Origin of the sequence: Moryella indoligenes (assembly GCF_030812885.1) — a bacterium.
GTDB lineage: Bacteria > Bacillota > Clostridia > Lachnospirales > Lachnospiraceae > Moryella > Moryella indoligenes.
Genome location: NZ_JAUSTO010000008.1, coordinates 1 through 20675, shown reverse-complemented (window position 1 = coordinate 20675; position 20675 = coordinate 1). Strand labels below are relative to the sequence as shown.

Below are 20675 nucleotides of genomic sequence, written 5' to 3'. Positions count from 1 at the left end.
CCCAGTGGCTGCTACAAAAGATCGTGAGTATCCTCTTGAGAGGACCAGAAATATAGGAATTATGGCTCATATCGATGCCGGTAAGACGACATTGTCCGAGCGTATTCTGTATTTCACTGGTGTTAACTACAAGATCGGTGAGACCTACGAGGGCACTGCGACCATGGACTACATGGAGCAGGAGCAGGAGCGTGGCATCACCATCACCTCCGCGGCGACAACCTGCCATTGGACGCTGCAGGAGAAGACCAAGACAAAGCCCGGTGCGCTTCCGCACCGCATCAACATCATCGACACCCCCGGACACGTCGACTTCACCATAGAGGTTGAGCGCTCCCTGCGCGTTCTGGACGGCGCAGTCGGAGTCTTCGATGCAAAGGGCGGCGTTGAGCCCCAGTCCGAGAACGTGTGGCGTCAGGCCGACACTTATCAGGTCCCGAGAATGGCCTTCATCAACAAGATGGACATCATGGGTGCGGACTTCTTCATGACGGTTGACCAGATCGAGCATCGTCTCGGAAAGAACCCGGTGTGCATCCAGCTGCCGATCGGCAAGGAGAGCGACTTCCAGGGCATCGTCGACCTGATGGAGATGCAGGCTTATATCTACAATGACAATAAGGGTGAGGACATCTCCGTTGTCGATATTCCGGAAGATATGAAGGATGAGGCAGAGGAGTGGCACACCAAGATGGTGGAGCAGATCTGTGACCTCGATGAGAATCTCATGGAGAAGTATCTCGAGGGTGAGGAGCCGTCCATCGACGAGCTGAAGGCTGCACTTCGCAAGGGAACCTGCCGGAACGAGGCTGTCCCGGTATGCTGCGGAACCGCGCACTTCAACAAGGGTGTGCAGAAGGCTCTGGACGCGGTCGTCGAGTACATGCCGTCTCCGGTTGACATCCCGCCGATCAAGGGAACCACGCCCGAGGGAGAGCCGGATGAGAGAATCTCCTCTGATTCCGAGCCGTTCTCCGCTCTGGCATTTAAGATTATTTCCGACCCGTTTGTAGGTCGTCTCGCGTTCTTCCGCGTCTACTCCGGTACGCTGAACACCGGCTCCTATGTTCTGAACTCCACCAAGGGGAAGAAGGAGCGCGTCGGTCGTATCCTGCAGATGCACGCGAACAAGAGAATGGAGCTCGAGAAGGTTTATTCCGGTGATATCGCCGCAGCAGTTGGCTTCAAGTCCACCACCACCGGCGACACGCTCTGCGACGAGCAGCATCCGGTGATCCTTGAATCTCTCGAGATTCCGAAGCCGGTTATCGACATCGCAATCGAGCCGAAGACCAAGGCGGGCCAGACCAAGATGATCGACGCGCTGGCAAAGCTCGCCGAGGAGGATCCGACCTTCCATGCGACGACCAATGCGGAGACCGGTCAGACCATCATCTCCGGCATGGGTGAGCTTCACCTGGAGATCATCGTCGACAGACTGCTCCGCGAATACAGCGTCGAGGCAAATGTCGGCGCCCCGCAGGTTGCCTACAAGGAGACCTTCACCAAGGCTGTCGATGTCGAGTCCAAGTACGTCAAGCAGTCCGGCGGTAAGGGTCAGTACGGACATTGTAAGGTACGCTTTGAGCCGATGGATGCAAACGCGGAGACCACCTACGAGTTTGTAAATGCCGTCACCGGCGGTGCGATTCCGAAGGAGTATATCGGACCGATCGACGAGGGTATTCAGGAGGCTGCGAAGAGCGGCATTCTGGGCGGATATCCGGTGCTCGGTGTCAAGGCGACGGTCTACGATGGTTCCTACCATGAGGTCGATTCCTCTGAGATGGCCTTCCACATCGCAGGCTCTCTCGCGTTTAAGGATGCCATGCGCAAGGGCAATCCGGTTCTGCTTGAGCCGATCATGAAGGTTGAGATCACCATTCCGGAGGACTATATGGGCTTCGTTGTCGGTGATATCAACTCCCGCCGCGGACGTGTCGAGGGCTTTGAGGATATCTCCGGCGGCAAGATGATCAAGGCATTTGTTCCGCTTTCCGAGATGTTCGGCTATTCCACCGATCTTCGTTCCGGAACGCAGGGACGCGGCAACTACTCCATGTTCTTTGAGAAGTATGAGCCGGTACCGAAGAGCATCTCCGAAAAGGTACTTTCCGACAGAAAATGAATGATGAGGGCGGGGCTCTGAGCCCCGAAAGCCCTTGATAAACCGCCGTTTCTGGGATATAATTCATATCAGTCTATTTTATAAAATCTGAACAGAAAATCAGATTTCATCCAAGGAGGATAGAAAAATGGCAAAAGCAAAATTTGACAGAAGCAAGCCGCATTGCAACATTGGAACAATCGGACACGTTGACCACGGCAAAACCACTCTGACCGCAGCTATCACGAAGGTTCTTGCAACCAGGCTTCCGTCTGATACCAACAAGATTGTCGACTTTGAGAACATCGATAAGGCTCCGGAGGAGAGAGAGCGTGGAATCACGATCAGCACCTCCCACGTTGAGTATGAGACCAAGGCTCGTCACTATGCGCACGTTGACTGCCCCGGCCATGCTGACTATGTCAAGAACATGATCACCGGTGCTGCTCAGATGGATGGAGCGATCCTGGTTGTTGCTGCTACCGACGGTGTTATGGCGCAGACCCGTGAGCACATCCTGCTCGCTCGCCAGGTTAACGTTCCGTATGTTGTCGTATTCATGAACAAGTGCGACATGGTTGATGATGAGGAACTCCTTGACCTCGTTGAGATGGAGATCAGAGATCTTCTGAACGAGTATGAGTTCCCGGGCGATGATGTTCCGGTTATCCGCGGTTCCGCTCTGAAGGCTCTCGAGGATCCGAACGGACCGTGGGGAGACAAGATCATGGAGCTCATGGATGCTGTTGATACCGCTATCCCGGAGCCGGAGCACGAGAACGACAAGCCGTTCCTGATGCCGGTCGAGGATGTCTTCACGATCACCGGTCGTGGTACCGTTGCTACCGGCCGTGTTGAGCGTGGTACCCTGAAGCTGAACGACGAGGTTGAGCTTGTCGGTATCAAGGAGGACAAGAGAAAGACTGTCGTTACCGGTATCGAGATGTTCCGTAAGCTGCTTGACTATGCTGAGGCTGGTGATAACGTTGGTCTCCTTCTCCGCGGCGTCAACAGAGAGGATATCATCCGCGGTCAGGTTCTCGCTAAGCCGGGCACCGTTACCTGCCACACCAAGTTCACCGCTCAGGTGTACGTACTGACCAAGGACGAGGGCGGCCGTCACACTCCGTTCTTCAACAACTATCGTCCGCAGTTCTACTTCAGAACCACTGACGTTACCGGTGTCTGCGTACTTCCGGAAGGCACCGAGATGTGCATGCCGGGCGACAACGTTGAGATGACTGTTGAGCTCATCCACCCGATCGCCTGCGAGCAGGGTCTCCGTTTCGCTATCCGTGAGGGCGGCAGAACCGTTGGATCCGGCAGAGTTGTCAAGATTCTTGACTGATTCTGAATCATAATAAGATATATTCAGAGGGAGAGATGCCTGCATCTCTCCTTTTGCTTTGCTTAAAATGCAGATGCTTGCATTTGGGGTTCCAAGATGCTATACTCTTGATGTTTTATTGGTTTAAACTTTTGCGGGACAAAGCGTTGATTCGCTGAACAATCATGTTTTTACTTAGGGGGTCGGTATGGTGACAATTCTGGTCAATGTTATTGAGGCGGTAAATGCCTTTCTCTGGGGCGATCTGGTGACGATTCCTCTTCCGGACGGCGGCGGTCTGGGGCTGTCTCTCATGGTGCTGCTTCTGATTCCGGCGGGCATTTTCTACACCTTCCGCACGAGACTCATGCCAGTCAGGCTGTTCCGGGAGATGCTTGGTGTCATGCTGGAGAAGCCGAGCGGGAGAGATGCCGGCGATCTGAAGAGCGGGAAGCTCTCAGGCATCCAGACTCTGATTGTTTCCACTGCAACCCGCGTGGGCATGGGAAATCTGGTCGGTGTTGTGGCGGCCATTTCCGCCGGAGGTGCCGGAGCGGTGTTCTGGATGTGGCTCACTGCGATCATAGGCTCCTCCACTGCCTTTGTGGAGGGAACACTTGCACAGATGCATAAGACGGAGGATCCGCTCTATGGGGGCTACCGCGGCGGGCCGGCCTACTATATTCATGACTTTTTTAACCGGGACAAAAAGAAGAGCGGCAGAAATCTGATCGCGGCGCTCTTTGCGCTCTCCGGTCTCATCTGCTGGTGTGGCATCAGCCAGGTGATCGGCAATTCGGTTTCTTCGGCCTTTGAGAATGCCTTTCAGATTCCGCCGCTCTATACGACCATTGCGCTTGTGCTGATCGCAGCGGTGATTGTGCTGCGAAAGTATGCGACGGTGCGGGTGCTGGATCTGGTCGTGCCGGTGATGGCGGGACTCTACTTTGCCCTGACAGTCTTTGTGATTCTTAAGAATGCGGCGCTGCTCCCGGCTGTTTTTCACCGCATTTTTTCAGAGGCGTTTGGTTTCCGGCAGGTCGCTGCCGGCGGCTTTGGCGCAGTTATGATGAACGGTGTGAAGCGCGGTCTCTTCTCCAACGAGGCAGGCTCCGGCTCTGCACCCTGCGCGGCTGCAGCTGCGGATGCGAGTCATCCGGTGAAGATGGGGCTCTTTCAGGCGATGGGTGTCTTTATTGACACCATCGTGATATGCAGCTGCACGGCCCTGATCATGCTGCTTGTGCCGGAGTCGGAGCTCGCGGGACTCGGCGGCATGGATCTGCTGCAGACTGCGATGCAGTATCACTTCGGTCGCTTCGGCGTGCTCTTTATAGCTCTGATCCTGTGGCTGTTCAGCTTCTCGACCTTTATCGGCGTGCTCTTCTATGCGCGCTCAAACGTGGCCTATCTCTTCGGGGACAGCTGGCAGTCACAGACCGCGTATAAGCTGCTGGCGCTCCTGATGCTCTTTATCGGCGGTCTGGCCTCCTACACGGTAGTCTGGGATTTGAGTGATGTCGGCATCGGCCTCATGACGATTTTCAATATTCTTGTGATGTATCCGCTTTCAAGAGAGGCGATTGAGGCGCTGAAGGACTATGAGGCGCACTACTCGCGGAGAGCACAGGGCGGAAAATAAGAGCGCGCGTCTTGCGTGGTACAGCTTTCCTGTGTAAGATGGGAGAGGAGCTTATTTTGCCCTGAGGTGGAACGGAAGCGGAGTGCCTATGAGTGAGGAGCATTTTTGGGATCATGTCGGCTGGGTGAGCTTTGTCTACACGCTGCTGGTGATTTGTGCGCATTCCTACAATGCGGAGCTGTTCCTCGGAGGCGCAGGACCCTACCATTTTGTCGGAAGAGCGGAGAGAGTGATAGGAAGCAGCATCGCGCAAGTTGCGGTGCCGGGCTTCTTTATGCTCTCTGCGCTTCTTTTTTTTCGGGATTTTGAGCTGTCGGATACGCTTAAGAAGTGGAAGCGGAGAGTGCGCAGTCTCCTGATTCCCTATCTTCTGTGGAACAGTCTCTACTATCTGGGCTATGTCATCGCCTCCCGCATTCCGGGGCTCAGCAGAGTGGTGGGGAAGGGCGTAGTGCCGCTGAATCTCCGGCAGCTCACGCGCGCTGTATTTCTGTACGACTATAATTACGGCTTCTGGTATGTCTTTCAGCTCCTGCTGCTGGTGCTGCTCTCACCTCTTGTATACCTGTGTGCGCGAAGCCTCAGGGGCTATCTGCTCACGGCAGTGCCGCTCTCAGTGGTGATCGCCCTCCGACTGAATCCGACCGCGTTGAATTCTGATGCGCTGCTCTACTACCTCACGGCAGCCCGCATGGCGATCGTCTGCCGGGAGAGGGGCAGAAGGAATATCCTGCTGCCTCCCCCAGGGAGAGAGCGTATGCCGGTTTTTCTTTTTATCTCCGCATTGCTGTGGCAGTTTGTTGCCCTGAGAACGGGGAATGATCTGCCCCTGGTGTTCTGCAGAATGAGCGGGGCGGCATCGCTGTGGTGGCTTTGCAGCTGTATTTCCCTGCCGCGCCCGCCGGAGCTGGTGCGGGAAACTTTTCTGATCTATGCGCTTCACTTTGCGCCGGTGCGGCTCATCACAAAGCTCGCGGACAGCATCTGGCATGGCAGAACGGCAGTGAGCCTCACCCTGTATCTTCTGATGCCGGGGTTCATTGTGCTGCTGGCATTTGTCGTGCAGCTCATCGGAAAGAAATATGTGCCTTTCCTGTATCGCTGCTTTACGGGAGGCAGGTAGTTTGCTGGTCATATGGGAGAGTTGGTGTCCGCCTGCGGACTTTGATCAGGAGGAGCGGGGCGATGAACAGAGCTGAGATCTTTCACTATGCTGAAAAGAAGTACGGGACTGCTGCGGAGTATCTCTGGCGCCAGTATCCGGACTGGGGAGTTCTGCGTCACCGGGAGAATCGCAAGTGGTATGCGGTGCTGATGTCGGTCTCGGCGCCGCAGCTCAGACAGAGCGGGGAGGAACCGCTCGATATTCTCAATGTGAAATGCGATCCGATGGAAGGGGATTATCTGAGGCAGAGACCGGGTTTTCTGCCGGGTTACCACATGAATCATCAGAATTGGCTCACGATACTTCTGGACGGAAGTGTTCCGAAGGAGCTGGTACTCAGGCTTCTGGATGCGAGCTATGAGATGACAGGGGAGAAGAAAGCGAGAGCAGAGAAGACAGCGGGAGCAGAGAAGACAGCAACAAAAGGAAAGCAGCCGGCGAAAAGGAAACACACGCGGAAGGACGCCGCAAGGTCTGCAGGGAGAGAAGAACAGGATATAGAAGAACAGCAGAGAGGTGAGAAGTGAGATGAGAATAGAGCACATCGCGATGTATGTAAACGATCTCGAGGGCGCGCGGGAATTTTTTCTGCGCTATCTCGGGGCAGTGTCGAATGAGGGCTATCACAATGTGCGGACAGACTTTCGCTCTTACTTCCTTTCCTTTGCGGATGGCGCGCGGCTGGAGCTCATGCAGAGGCCGGGCATGGAGGACGAGCACAAGGGGCTGAACCGCACCGGTTTCATCCATCTGGCCTTCAGTCTTGGCAGCAGAGAGGCTGTGGACGCGCTCAGTGCGCGCCTGAAACAGGATGGCTATGAGCTGCTTAGCGGGCCGCGCATCACGGGAGACGGCTATTATGAGAGCTGTTTCAGAGTGTTTGAGGGAAATCAGATCGAGCTGACGGTGTGAGCGGCAGATAAAACGACATAAAGCTTCTGAATGAATGGTAAGATATAGACTTTCGCATCACGTGGGGAAATGTGTCTCCCTGCAGAGCAGCTGAGACAAGAATATAGAAAGAAAACAGAACGAAAACTTAACTCAAGCTTACGAATCATTACGAATCAGCGAATTGCCTTGTACGCGCCTGAGATTGCGCTTATAATGCAACCAACAAGAAAAAGAAAGTTAATGTCCGAGGGGACAGTTTATTCAGGAGGATGATTGAATGAAGAAATTTATGACGGTCGTGGCGGCTTCCGCGCTGACTCTGGCTATGAGCTCCACCGCATTTGCGGGCTGGCAGCAGGACGCCAACGGGTGGAGATACATGAAGACCAAGGATACCTGGCTCACAAGTCAGTACACGGAGGACGGCTACTGGGTTGACGTGAACGGCTACTGGGACGGCAAACCGAGCAATGCGACGCAGGTGACAGAGACCAGTACCAATGCGCCGGATGGTCTCGCACAGTATCAGGTGCTCGGAGAGAGAATCCTGAAGGTCACCAATGCGGTGCTCGATGAGAGCAAAGAGAACTACAATGCGACAGTGGATATCTATGACACCGCGTTTATGAGCAATGAGGAGATTAAGGAGATCAAGAAGGGAGATACCTTTGAGCTCCCGGGTCTCGGTATTACGGTTACTGCGCAGAACAAGGCGAACAGAAGTGTGGTGCGCAGCAGCAAGAACAGCAATAGCAGCAAGAGCTCCTCTGAGAGCGGCTACAAGGTACGCCTCATGGATGCGGAGGGCAATAACTATATTCTGTCTGCTTCCCGCCTGAGAAAGGTTTCTGCCGATTCCTCCACGACGGAGACAGTCCTCCGCCCGGTGGTGAGCGGCATACAGGTTGTGGTTCCGGTGTGGCGCGACAGCAGCCGTGTCAACGGTACGAGCCGTTATTCCACGACGAAGAGCCTCATGGAGAAGAAGATGATGTTCCAGGGAACCTTCAGCGGGAATATCCTCACTTCCATTCAGGATACGACCTACAACTACGATACGACCAATACGCCGGTGTACAGCGAGGACGCCGCACACGGACACCTCTACAATAAGGGTGAGTATTGAGGCTCCGGTGCGGACGATGTTGATATCTGCCGTCGTACTGACAGAACGGCTATTGTGATACAGAAGCTCTGCTCCTGCTCAGATAATGAGCAGGAGCATTTTTGACTTTGCGCGCCATGGGCGCGCTCTAACAGAGACCTGTTTCCAGACTGCGTTTTCAACAGAAAAATGAAGCGCAGAAATCAGAAATGCGCAGGATAGAATACTCCCTCCGGGGAGTTGACAGCCTGTCACTTTCCGAGTAGAATTCAGAGATGTGACAGCCTGTCACCTGATGAATCGAAGGAGGAGGAGAGGAATATGCCCTCGGAGCGCTTTTTCAAGTTGGCAAAGGAGAAGCAGGAGCGTATCCTGCGCGCCGGCTTTCATGAGTTCTGCCGGGTCTCTGTTGCAGACGCGAGCATCAACAGCATCATCCGCGAGGCGGATATTTCAAGGGGAAGCTTCTACACTTATTTTGAGGACAAGATGGATCTTCTGCGGCATATCATGACAAAATTCATGAAACAGTATGAGGACTCGGTGCTTGATTTTCTGCGGCAGAGCGGAGGGGATATCTTTCTCTGCGCGCGTATGCTCTACGGTCACTGTCACAGGGAGTTTCGCACGGAGGACGGTCTCCGCTTCATGAGAAATATTTTTTCGGATGCGGAGCTCATGCAGGAGATGACCCAGAGCTGTGATGCTGGCGGCTACAATGAGATGCAGCGCCGGGGCAGAGCCTTCTGCGCGAGAGTCTATCAGGAGCTGGATCACAGGAACTACAGTGTGGACGAGGAGCAGCTCATGTATCTGCTTCCCATGGTATTTACGAGCACCATACGCTGTGCGGCGATCGCGGCAAACTGTCCGGAGCGCGTGGAGGAGGTGCAGAGAAATCTGCGCCATGAGCTTGAGATCCTGAAGTACGGCGTGTTGCGCCGGGAAGACAGAGAGGTAGCGGAGCAATGAAGAAAAAGCTGAAGAAAGGTATTATCGTTCTGGCGCTTTTGGCACTTGCAGCTCTGATCGTGAGCCGTTTTCTGCACAGAGCGGACAGGGCGGAGGAGGAGACGCGCCCCACAGTTACAGTCGCATCGCCGGAGCGCCGGGATATTATAAACAGGACAGAGGCGATCGGCACGGTGGAACCGGAGCAGGAGGTGGATGTGATGCCGAAGATGGCGGGTGAGATCACGGACGTCAGCTTCGCGGCGGGAGATCGCGTCGAGGCTGGACAGACGCTGATCACCATACACTCGGATGCGCTGGATTCCCTGAGGATTCAGCTGGATTCCGCCCGCATTGCGATGAATGACGCTGAGACAGCGCTCGGCCGGACCCAGGCGCTCTTTGCGACCGGGGCGGTGTCCCAGCAGCAGCTTGAGGGAGCGCAGAGCGCGGCAGGCAGCACCCGGCTTGCCTATCAGAATGCCGAGACACAGCTGAAGCTACAGACGGAATACACCACGGTGAAGGCGCCGATCAGCGGTGTGATTGAGACCAAAAATGTGAGCGTGCACGATCAGGCGAGTCCCGCCATGGCAATCTGCACCATTTCCGGAGATGGCGGTATGAGCGTAAGCTTTGGAGTCACGGAGCAGGTGATGCGTCAGCTGAACGTCGGAGACACGATACAGCTGGAGAAGAATGCCGCGCTGGTGAACGGGACTGTGACGGAGGTGAGCGGCAAGGTCTCCCCGGCGACGGGGCTCTACAGCTGCAGGGCGAGTATTGGTGAGGTACAGCCCGCGGAGGATGGAAGCATACCGGGCGTGAACCTCGGCAGCGGTTCCCGCGCGAAGGTGCAGCTCATCAGCGCGCGGGCGGTGCAGGCGCTGACTGTCCCCGCTACAGCCGTGAGCTACGCGGACGCAAAGCCCTATGTGTATCTGTTTTCTGACGGACACGCCGTAAAGCGGGAGATCGTCACCGGTATTTTTGACGAAAGCTTCATGGAGGTGCGAGACGGCCTTCAGGCAGAGGATCTGGTGATCGTCAGCTGGTCCAGTGAAATCTATGACGGCGCGGAGGTTCTCGCAGAATGAAGAATCTCACAAAGTTTGCGCTGATGCGCCCGGTGACCATGCTGCTCAGTCTGGTCACCATACTCTATTTCGGTCTGCAGGGTGTCTTCGGCTCTCCCATGGAGATGACGCCGGATATGAACTATCCGATGATGCTGATCATGACGAGCTACCCCGGCGCGGGCCCGGAGGATATCACGGAGACTGTGGGGAAGCCCATGGAGAACGGGGTGAGCACGCTCTCCGGAATCAAGAGCTACTACAGCTATGCGATGGAGAATATGTCCATACTCATGCTGCGCTATGATTACGGCACCAATATGGACTCCGCCTATCTGGATCTCCGCAAGGAGGTGGATACCATCCGCGGCGGCCTTCCGGAGGACGCAAACGATCCGGTGATCATGGAGATGGATATGAATGCCATGCCTGTGATGCAGCTCATGGTGCAGGGCGGAACGGACGGCAATCTTCGGAGCTACGCGGACGATGCGATCATCCCGGAGCTGGAGAAGATATCCTCGGTTGCAGAGGTCACGCTGAACGGCGGGCGGGAGTCCTACATCCGCATTGAGCTGGACAGGGCGAAGATGGCGCAGTACCACCTCGATATGAACACGCTTGCCTCACTGATCGGCGCGGCAGATTTTACGCTGCCCTCGGGTAAGCTGAGTCACGGAGACCAGGACTTAAATGTCAGCATAGGGGCGGATTACAACAGCATTGAGACAATCAGGAACATCGCGCTGACGCTTGCAAACGGTGAGGTGATCCATCTCAGTGATGTGGCGGAGGTCCACGAGAAGCTGAAGGCACAGGACAGCATCGCCCGCTACAACGGGCAGGACGCGGTGACGATCTCTGTCTCGAAGCAGCAGAGCGCCTCTGCGGTGGATGTCTCCCGCTCTGTGCGCAGGCAGCTCGGAGCACTGGAGCGCGCGAACAGCTCCCTGCACTTCGATATTATCAGTGATTCCGCAAATGAGATTCAGGACAGCCTGCGGGGGGTCTTCCAGACGCTTGGCATGGCAATTCTGCTTGCCATGGCGATCCTCTTCCTTTTCTTTGGAGATATCAAGGCCTCGGTCATCGTCGGCACCTCGATCCCGGTTTCCGTTATGGTGGCGCTCTGCTGCATGAGTGCCATGGGCTTTTCCATGAACCTGATCTCTGTGGGCTCTCTGGTACTGGGCGTCGGCATGGTCGTGGACAATTCCATCGTTGTGCTGGACAGCTGCTTCCGTCAGAAAAAGCTGCATGCGCTGAGCTACTACGACGGCGCCATGCAGGGCGCAGAATACGTGCTCGGCAGCGTTGCAGGTTCCACCGCGACCACCTGTGTCGTGTTTCTGCCGCTTGCGCTCTTAAAGGGAATGTCGGGGCAGCTCTTCCGGCAGCTGGGCTTCACCATTGTGTTCTGTATGATAGCATCGTTGATTTCAGCCTGTACCATCGTGCCTCTGCTCTTTTATTTCCTGCACCCTGAGGAGAGGCGGGAGGCGCCGGTGAACCGGCTGCTGGCGCGGCTTGAGGAAGCCTACCGCGCGCTGGTGCGCCGCATCATGCCGCACAACCGCCTCGCGATCGCGTCCATCGTGGCGCTGCTCTTCGTCTCCCTCGCCATGGCCTCGCGGCTCGGCATGGAGCTCACGCCCGACGTGGACGAGGGGCAGATCACAGTCACGGTGAATCTGAAGCCGAACCAGCACATTGAAGAGGTGAATCATGTGCTCTCCGAGGTGGAGGCCGTGATCACTGCGGATGAGGATGTTAAAAAGTATCTGGTTTCCTACGGCTCAAGCGGGGTAGGAATGAGCCTCGGCGGCTCCAGTGCGACTGTGACCGCGTACTTGAAGGACAGGGGACCCGGCAAGCCGCGAAGCCGCAGCACGAAGCAGGTTATCTCCGACTGGAAGGCTCCCATGCAGCGCATCACCAATGCCTCTGTGACGATGCAGAATGCGAGCTCCATGGGAATGAGCTCCTCCACGACTGCGGATATCCAGACCATGCTGGAGGGATCGGATCTCAAGCAGGTGAAGCGCACGGCGGATGAAATTGTCGCAGGGCTGCGGAAGGAGCCCTATGTCACGAAGGTGCACTCCTCCATGGAGAATGCTGCCCCGGTGGTGAAGGTGGAGGTGGATCCCGTGAAGGCGCAGGCCGAGGGGCTGACACCCGCCGGCGTCGCGGGCAGCATTTACCTCGCCATGAGCGGCAAGGAGGTGCTGAGCTTTACGGTGGATTCCCGTGAATACAAGGTGCGGCTTGAGTACCCGGAGGGAACGCTGGACAGTGTGGACAGGCTGAACAGCTGGCTCATCACAACGCCGAAGGGCAGCCAGTTGCCGCTCTCCGATATCGCGCGTGTGAGCTTTGAGGACAGTCCGGAGACGCTGCTCCGAAAGGACAAGCGCTATCAGGTCAGCGTCACCGCAGACATTGTGGAGAGCTATGAGAAGACCGCAGACAGGGATATGAAGGCCTATGTCCAGCGCTTTCAGAAGCCGATGGGGGTGGAGATGGCGCAGAACTCCATGGACGAGAGCATGATGGAGGAGCTCTCTGCGCTCGGCGGCGCACTGATGACGGCGGTATTTCTGGTGTTTATTGTCATGGCGATACAGTTTGAGTCAGTCAAATATTCCTTTATGGTGATGTTTACGATCCCATTCTCACTGATCGGCGCCTTCGGGCTGCTCTTTCTTGCGAACTGTAAGATCAGCATGATTTCCATGATTGGTTTTCTGATGATGGTTGGAACGGTCGTAAATAATGGTATACTATATGTAGATACAGCTAACCACATGCGCACGGAGAATGCAGATCTGGATGTCGCGCTGGTGGAGGCGGGGGCAGTTCGCCTGCGCCCCATTCTCATGACCACGCTGACTACGATCATCGCGATGATTCCGATGGCGCTGCGCTACGGCACCGCCGGTCAGTATATGCAGGGGCTGGCGCTGGTGGATATCGGCGGACTGGTGGCCTCTACTCTGCTCTCGCTTCTGCTTCTGCCGACGCTCTACAAGATGACGGATCGGAAGCGGAAGGGCGGAATAGACGAGTTTGCGGATGTGGATTGAGTGGACTTTACGGGCGGCCCTGACGGGCCGGGAAAGGAATGCCTTGAAGAACAGAATGAGGGTCATGCAGGCAGAGCGGGAAAGTGCGGGGTGCGCGGTGCTCCGTCGGGGAGCAGCGCTGCTGCTCGTGCTTCAGCTCTCCGCTTTCGGGGCGGGGACGATATTTGCCTCCTCGCCGCAGTTTGCGCGGACAGAGGAGGAGTGGGCGGCACTCCGTGACAACCGCATGGAATACACGGAGATTGAGGGACTGATTCAGGAGTACAACCCGACAGTGCAGCAGAATCAGTTCAGCTACCGGAAATTCAGGAAGGACTACGGCAGCAGCCGTGACGATGTGGCCTCAGAGTACCGGAGACTTGCGGACGAGCTGCTTGCGGACATCAGCTATCCCGATGAGGGAGATGCGAACTACGCGGCCGCGATGACGGCGGCGCTCACCTCTGAGATGCAGGCGAAGAACCTTCAGAAGCAGGCGGACGATACGCTTGAGGACGCGGAGATCATACGGCTGAACTATGAGAGCGCAGAGAAGGCGCTGGTGCAGACTGCGCAGAACAGTATGATCGCTTACTATGCGGGGCAGTACCGCACGGAGGCGGATGCGCTCTCGAAGCAGCTCGCCGAGCTGCAGCTCTCTGTTGCTGAGGCGCAGAAGGCTGTGGGAGCCGGGACGGAGATCCAGCTGCTCACAACGCAGCAGGCAGTTCAGAATGCGGAAAAGACGAAAATCAGTGACAGTGCGGCGAGAGATGCGACGCGGCAGAAGCTTCAGGTGATGCTCGGCTGGAAGGCGGACAGTGAGGCAGAGATCGCACCGCTGCCGGAGCTTCAGCTCTCCCGGATTGACAGCATGAATCCGGAAGCGGATCTTGAGCATGCGAAACAGAATAACTACACGCTTCGCGTGAATCAAAAAAAGCTTGAGAATGCGGTCGGAGAGACAGATATCAATACTCTGAAATCCACCATTGCGGATAATGAGGCCCGCATAGCTGCCAGTCTCAATGCGGCGTATCAGACGGTGCTCAGCGCGAAGAGCAGCTATCTCTACAGCGTATCAAATGCGGAGCTCAGCGCGCAGACTGCCGCACAGAGCGCGCAGCGCTATCAGCTGGGACTTTTAAGCCGGGTGGAGTATGAGACGGCAGAGCTGAACGCAAAGCAGGCAGAGCTTGGAAGAAAGCAGGCGGAGCTCACGCTCTTTCAGGCGATGGAGGCCTATGACTGGGCAGTTAGGGGGCTTGCCGGCGCCAGCGCGGCGAGCTGAGGCGAGGTGACAGCATGAGGAGAGAGAGGAGAGCCGCGGCACTGGCGCTTGCGGCTGTACTGGCGGGGACGGCGGCATTTCCCGCATCGGCGGCCGTGCAGGCAGCGAGAGAGCCCGCGGAGGCGGGAAAAAGTGCGGCGGAGCTGAACGGTTACACGGAGGAGCGCTGGGCTGCGCTGATGGACAACCGGCTGGAGTACGATGAGATTGATGAGCTGGTACACAGCTTCAATCCGGCAATTGTCTCTGCCTGGTCAGGCTTTACGGACAACATCCGGCTTATGCAGACGATACGCGATAATTTACACGCGCGGCAGCGGGATATGCGGCAGCTGAAGGAGAACGCGAAGGCGGCGGGAGATCAGGCGGACTATGGAAACTATGCCATGCAGGAGGCGATACTCTCCGCTACGGCGAAGGGAATCGGGGCTTCAGCGGATAAGCTCTCGCGGGAGGTGAGCGCCTCAAACCGGCCGCTCCGCGTGGCGGAGCGTCAGGTCTCTGTCGCGGCGAAACGGCTGATGATCTCCTACAACGGACTGAGAACCCAGCGCGCCATCGCGTCAGAGTCCGCGACGCTGTACCGGAGACTTCGGGACGACGCAGCGCAGCGTCTCTCGCTGGGGCTTGGCACCGCACTGGATCTTAGCTCTGCGGAGACAGCGCTCATGCGGGCGGAGTCTCAGCTTGTCTCACTCGATGCGGGAGCGGCGAAGCTTAAGAAAAGCCTCATTCTGCTCTGCGGCTGGAAGGAGGATGCGGACCCGGAGATCGGGGAGACGCCGGCGGCGGATGCTGCGCGCCTTGAGGGCATGGATCCGGAGACAGATCTCAGGGCGGCGATTGCCAAAAACGGAACATTGATTGACTTCCGGAATGCCTCTCATGTGAAGTCAACGACATCCTGGGAGCTTCGCGCGGACAGCGAGGAGGCTATGAACCAGAATCTGCTGGTGAATCTCCGGGAGATGCAGCAGGACGCGCTGGCGAAGCAGGCGGGGCTTGACGCGGCGCAGAGCGGGATGCAGGCTGCGGAGCTCAGCAAAGACGCGGCAGAGCTTCAGTACCGGATGGGGATGCTCTCCGTCTCGGCCTATCTGGGGGCGCTGAAACAGTATCAGGCTGCACGGACGGAGCTGAACACGGCGGACAGCAGCTTTTTTGAGGCTCTTGAGCTCTATGACTGGGCACTTCAGGGCAATTCCTCTGTGGAGTGAGTGCGCCTCAGGCCATACCGCGGGCGTGCTTCATACGGAAGTCTGCTGGGGCAGAGCTTACGGCCATGCCGGATGATCCGGGGAGGATTTGAGTTTCAGGCTTGCGCGAATGGGCGCGCTGGAATAAGATAGAAGGCACGACAGCGACAAGCAGGACAGAAAGGAAATCGGAATGTCAAAAATAGGGTTTATCGGTATGGGACATATCGGGACTGCAATTATGAACAGCCTGATTGAGACACATAAAAAAGAGGATCTTCTCTTTACCTGTGCGCATCCGGAGCGCGGGGTGAAGATCAACGAAAAGACTGGTGTGCGCTTTGTGAGCTCCAATCAGCTCTGCGCGAGAGAGGCGGATATTCTGATTCTTGCGGTGAAGCCCGTGGTCTATGACAGAGTGCTGGAGGAGATTCGCCCGGAGATCGGCGGATCGAAGCTGGTGATCTCTCTCGCGCCGGGTATCACCATCGCGGAGGTCTCGGAGAAGCTCGGCGGCTTTAAGAGAATCGTCCGCGCGATGCCGAATACGCCGGCACAGATCCGGGAGGGGATGACAGGCATCTGCTATGACGACAGCAGATTTACAGACGGCGACAGGGAGGAGCTTGCGCAGCTCTTTCTCTCCTTCGGGCGCATGAAGAAGCTGGATGAGCAGCTCATGGATGCCGTCACGGTGATCAGCGGCTCCTCTCCGGCCTTTGTCTACATGTTTATCGATGCGCTCTCCGATGCGGGGGTCCGCTACGGCATGAAGAAGACGGATGCGCTGGAGATGGCGGCGCAGGCTCTGCTGGGCAGCGCGAAGATGGTGCTGGAGACGGGGGAGCACCCCTCGCTCTTAAAGGATGCTGTCTGCTCTCCCGGAGGCACAACCATCGAAGCCGTGGCGGCGCTGGAGGAGACCGGCTTCCGCAATGTCGTGCTGAAGGGCGCCGAGGCCTGCTACCGCAGATGCAGAGGTGAGATATGAACGAGGTACGGCGCCTAAAGCGTGAGCTCGCCTATGAGGGAACCATACTGAAGGTATATCGGGATCTCGTGGAGATCGGCGGTCATCAGGCGAGCTGGGACTATATTCATCACAACGGTGCGGCGGCCGTGCTTCCGCTGACTGCGGAGGGGAAGCTTCTCATGGTGCGGCAGTACCGGAACGCGCTGGATCGTGCCACTCTGGAGATTCCCGCGGGCAAGGTCGATTCCCCGGACGAGCCGCGGCGGCTCTGTGCCTTTCGTGAACTGGAGGAGGAGACCGGTTACCGGGTGGAGAGCCCGGACAAGCTGGAATTTCTCATGCGCATCGATACGACTGTCGCCTTCTGCGATGAGGAGATCGATATCTTTCTCGCGCGGGAGCTTCTTCCGGGACAGCAGCATCTGGATCAGGATGAGTCGATTGAGGTGGAGGAGTGGGAGCTCCGCGATCTTCTGCAGATGATCTATCGCGGTGAGCTGCGGGACGGAAAGACCGTTTCTGCGATTCTGGGCTACGCGGCAAAAATATTTTCTGAAGGAGAAAAGGGCAAGATATCCCCGCAGTGACAGACATATATCCACATCTTGTATTTTTTTAAAAAAAGGCCGCGCAAGCGGTCTTTTCAGCTGTTCCGGGGCGTTTGATTTTACATAATCTTGCGGGTATACTGTGAACTGACCGTCCGGTGCCAAAGGGCGGGAGCACAGAGAGCACCGGACAGAGAGTTGAAAAACGGGGGAACGAGATGGAAGAGGAACTGCTTCGCTTCGCAGAGTTTTTGAGGGATCAGCGGCATATGGCGGAAAATACGCTGGTGTCCTACCAGAGGGATCTGCGCCAGATGGCGGAATGGCTCTCCGGCTATGGAATACGGAGACCCGGTGAGATCAGCGCAGAGATGCTGAGCGCTTATGTACTCTGGCTTGAGCGCAAGGGAAGGGCGACAACTACGATTTCGAGAGTTGTGGCCTCCATGAAGGCCTTTTTTTCGTTTGAGGAGAGATACGGGGATATTCCGCTGAATCCGGCCAAGGAGCTGAAGGCGCCGAAGGTGGAGAAGAAGCTTCCGACGGTGCTCACCGCAGATGAGGTGGAGCGCTTTCTTCAGCAGACGGAGGGAAAAACGCTCAAAAAGCTCAGAGACCGCGCTATGCTGGAGCTGCTCTGTGCGACAGGGCTTCGCGTATCAGAGGTGATAGAGCTGACGCTCTCGGATCTGGACTTTGCGCGGGGCTGTGTCAGCTGCAGGAGGAGCGGCGAGCGGGTGCGCGTGCTGCCCTTCGGGGAGGATGCGCGCGAGGCACTCTGCAGCTATCTGGAGGATGCGCGCGAGGCGCTCCTAAAGGGCAATGAAACGGAGCTGCTGTTCGTGAATATCAGCGGGAAGGCAATGAGCCGTCAGGGCTTCTGGAAGATCATCAAATATTATGGAGACAGGGCAGATATCCGGAAGGATATTACGCCGCAGTCCTTGAGAAACAGCTTTGCGGCGCATCTCTTAAAGAGCGGCACGGATCTGCACTCCGTGCAGACGATGCTGGGTCACGCGGATATCTCTGTCACACACGCCTACGTGAGCTACATCAGCAGCGCGGGCAGCAGACGGAGAAGCACGGCGAGAAGACGCTAAAGTGCAGCCGGGAGACCGCGCACAGAGGAGATAACAGGAAAAGGGCAGTTCCGGAAGAGGGGAGCAGCCCTTCCTTTATGGAAGGGATGCAGCTGCGGGGACTCTGGATGATCCCGCAGCATATCAGACTGAGAGGCAGAATATGGAATTTAAGCTGCACAGTGAGTATCAGCCGACGGGAGATCAGCCGCAGGCAATCGAGCGACTTTCGAAGGGCTTTTCGGAGGGGAATCAGTTTGAGACGCTGGTGGGCGTCACAGGCTCCGGGAAGACCTTTACCATGGCAAATGTAATCCAGAAGCTGCAGAAGCCGACGCTCATCATTTCTCACAACAAGACGCTCGCGGCGCAGCTCTACAGTGAGATGAAGGAATTCTTCCCGGAAAACGCGGTGGAATATTTCGTCTCCTACTATGATTACTATCAGCCGGAGGCCTACGTGCCGCAGACAGACACCTATATTGAGAAGGACTCCGCGACCAACGATGAGATCGATAAGCTCCGAAACTCGGCGACGAGCGCGCTGCTGGAGCGGAGAGACGTGATTGTCGTGGCGAGTGTATCCTGTATTTACGGACTTGGAAGCCCGGTAGATTATAAGGACATGATGGTGAGCTTAAGACCGGGACAGGAGAAGGACAGGGACGAGGTGATCTCCCGCCTGATCGACATTCAGTACACGCGGAATGACATGGACTTTCACCGCGGAAGCTTCCGGGTGCGGGGGGACACGCTGGAGATATTTCCGGCGGATCAGGACAAGCTCGCGTACCGGGTGGAGTTCTTCGGGGACGAGATCGAGCGGATCACAGAGATCGACGTGCTGACCGGAAGCCCCACGGCGGAGACCATGCACATCTCTATATACCCGGCCTCCCATTATGTCGTGCCGAAGGAGAAGATTGAGAAAGCCTGCCGGGAGATACTTGCGGAGTGCGAGGAGAGAGTGGCGTATTTAAAGAGCGAGGGCAGGCTCCTCGAGGCACAGCGCATTGAGGAGCGCACACACTACGATGTGGAGATGCTGCGGGAGACGGGCTTCTGCTCCGGCATTGAGAACTACACGCGCTTTCTTACCGGGCAGAAGCCGGGAGAGCCGCCCTTCACGCTCATGGACTATTTTCCGGAGGACTATCTGACCATCGTGGACGAGAGCCACATCACCATTCCGCAGATCGGTGGGATGTTCAACGGAAATCTGTCCAGAAAGAACACGCTGGTGGATTTTGGTTTCCGCCTGCCGAGTGCGCTGGACAACCGTCCGCTGAATTTTCAGGAGTTTGAGCAGAGGATAGACCAGATGCTCTTTGTCTCTGCGACGCCCTCCGACTATGAGGCGGCGCACGAGATGCTCCGGGCGGAGCAGATCATCCGGCCGACCGGCCTTCTGGATCCGGAGATCTCCGTGCGCCCGGTGGAGGGGCAGATCGACGATCTGATCTCCGAGGTGCGGAAGGAGACGGAGGCAAAGCATAAGATCCTGATCACCACACTCACAAAGCGCATGGCGGAGGATCTCACCGACTACATGCGGGAGGTCGGGATCCGCGTGCGCTATCTGCACTCGGACATCGACACGCTGGAGCGCGCGCAGATCATCCGCGCGATGCGCCTCGACGAATTTGATGTGCTTGTCGGCATCAACCTCTTAAGAGAGGGGCTGGATATTCCTGAAATTACGCTGGTGGCGATACTGGATGCGGACAAGGAGGGGTTTCTGCGCAGCGAGACCTCGCTGATTCAGACCATAGGGCGCGCCGCGCGAAATGCTGAGGGGCATGTGATTATGTATGCGGATACCATCACGGACTCGATGCGCCGGGCAATTGATGAGACGGAGCGGAGGCGGAAGCTTCAGGAGGAGTACAATGCGCTGCACGGCATCACGCCGACTACCATAAAGAAGGCGGTGCGCGATGTGATCACGATGACGAAGGCAGTGATCCGGGATGAGGAGAGTTGGAAGAAGGATCCGGAGTCCATGAGCGATGCAGAGTTGAAAAAGCTCTCAAAGGAGCTGGAGAAGAGTATGCTCCGGGCGGCAGCAGAGCTGAACTTTGAGGAGGCTGCAAGGCTGCGTGACCGCATGAGCGAGGTTCTGAGGATGCTTGGCGATCCGGGCAGCAGGAAAAAATAATCCCTCACTTGTAAAACGAGATGCAACCCCTCTCACCCTGACCTGAGTCCATAGTTGCTTATAAATGAATACCCTCCGGGAGGTTGCATTCCGGT

16 protein-coding genes are annotated in these 20675 nt (G+C 56.7%); all 16 read left to right on the top strand.

Features of this window, described 5'->3' with window-relative positions; genetic code table 11:
* Positions 1–4: 4 nt before the first annotated feature.
* The 16 genes from fusA to uvrB all read left to right on the top strand — a co-directional run bounded on the left by fusA (position 5) and on the right by uvrB (position 20580).
* On the top strand, positions 5–2128 hold the full coding sequence (fusA, locus tag J2S20_RS07225) for an elongation factor G (RefSeq protein ID WP_307254605.1): 2124 nt from the start codon (positions 5–7) through the stop codon (positions 2126–2128).
* A 127-nt stretch (positions 2129–2255) separates the two neighbouring features.
* On the top strand, positions 2256–3455 hold the full coding sequence (gene tuf, locus J2S20_RS07220) for an elongation factor Tu (protein WP_307254603.1): 1200 nt from the start codon (positions 2256–2258) through the stop codon (positions 3453–3455).
* A 187-nt stretch (positions 3456–3642) separates the two neighbouring features.
* The gene (locus J2S20_RS07215; protein WP_106612061.1) at positions 3643–5076 is read left to right on the top strand and encodes an alanine/glycine:cation symporter family protein; all 1434 of its coding nucleotides are present in this window, start codon (positions 3643–3645) and stop codon (positions 5074–5076) included.
* Positions 5077–5164: 88 nt separating this feature from the next.
* Entirely contained in the window at positions 5165–6199 is a 1035-nt protein-coding gene (locus tag J2S20_RS07210) for an acyltransferase family protein (RefSeq protein WP_307254600.1), read from the top strand.
* 62 nt (positions 6200–6261) lie between these two features.
* The gene (locus tag J2S20_RS07205; protein ID WP_307254598.1) at positions 6262–6768 is read left to right on the top strand and encodes an MmcQ/YjbR family DNA-binding protein; all 507 of its coding nucleotides are present in this window, start codon (positions 6262–6264) and stop codon (positions 6766–6768) included.
* A 1-nt stretch (position 6769) separates the two neighbouring features.
* Entirely contained in the window at positions 6770–7153 is a 384-nt protein-coding gene (locus tag J2S20_RS07200; protein WP_106612058.1) for a VOC family protein, read from the top strand.
* Positions 7154–7412: 259 nt separating this feature from the next.
* Positions 7413–8261, top strand: a complete 849-nt coding sequence (locus J2S20_RS07195) for a hypothetical protein (protein ID WP_106612057.1) — start codon at positions 7413–7415, stop codon at positions 8259–8261.
* A gap of 324 nt (positions 8262–8585) precedes the next feature.
* A complete protein-coding gene (locus J2S20_RS07190; protein WP_307254591.1) occupies positions 8586–9212 on the top strand; it encodes a TetR/AcrR family transcriptional regulator in 627 nt (208 codons plus the stop codon).
* Positions 9209–10288, top strand: coding sequence for an efflux RND transporter periplasmic adaptor subunit (locus J2S20_RS07185; RefSeq protein WP_307254589.1), 1080 nt, complete (start codon positions 9209–9211; stop codon positions 10286–10288). The genes J2S20_RS07190 and J2S20_RS07185 overlap by 4 nt, the downstream gene beginning before the upstream one ends.
* Positions 10285–13353, top strand: coding sequence for an efflux RND transporter permease subunit (locus J2S20_RS07180; RefSeq protein ID WP_307254587.1), 3069 nt, complete (start codon positions 10285–10287; stop codon positions 13351–13353). Before J2S20_RS07185 ends, J2S20_RS07180 begins: the two co-directional genes overlap by 4 nt.
* 43 nt (positions 13354–13396) lie before the next feature.
* Positions 13397–14623 carry a TolC family protein gene (locus J2S20_RS07175; protein ID WP_307254585.1) on the top strand — a complete coding sequence of 409 codons (1227 nt, stop codon included), beginning with the start codon at positions 13397–13399 and terminating at the stop codon, positions 14621–14623.
* 14 nt (positions 14624–14637) lie between these two features.
* Positions 14638–15840, top strand: a complete 1203-nt coding sequence (locus J2S20_RS07170) for a TolC family protein (RefSeq protein WP_307254583.1) — start codon at positions 14638–14640, stop codon at positions 15838–15840.
* 172 nt (positions 15841–16012) lie between these two features.
* Entirely contained in the window at positions 16013–16810 is a 798-nt protein-coding gene (proC, locus tag J2S20_RS07165) for a pyrroline-5-carboxylate reductase (RefSeq protein ID WP_106612051.1), read from the top strand.
* On the top strand, positions 16807–17379 hold the full coding sequence (locus J2S20_RS07160) for an NUDIX domain-containing protein (RefSeq protein ID WP_106612050.1): 573 nt from the start codon (positions 16807–16809) through the stop codon (positions 17377–17379). Before proC ends, J2S20_RS07160 begins: the two co-directional genes overlap by 4 nt.
* Positions 17380–17558: 179 nt before the next feature.
* Positions 17559–18443 carry a tyrosine-type recombinase/integrase gene (locus J2S20_RS07155; RefSeq protein ID WP_106612049.1) on the top strand — a complete coding sequence of 295 codons (885 nt, stop codon included), beginning with the start codon at positions 17559–17561 and terminating at the stop codon, positions 18441–18443.
* Between the two features lie 142 nt (positions 18444–18585).
* The gene (gene uvrB, locus J2S20_RS07150) at positions 18586–20580 is read left to right on the top strand and encodes an excinuclease ABC subunit UvrB (protein WP_307254579.1); all 1995 of its coding nucleotides are present in this window, start codon (positions 18586–18588) and stop codon (positions 20578–20580) included.
* The last annotated feature ends 95 nt before the right edge of the window (positions 20581–20675 follow it).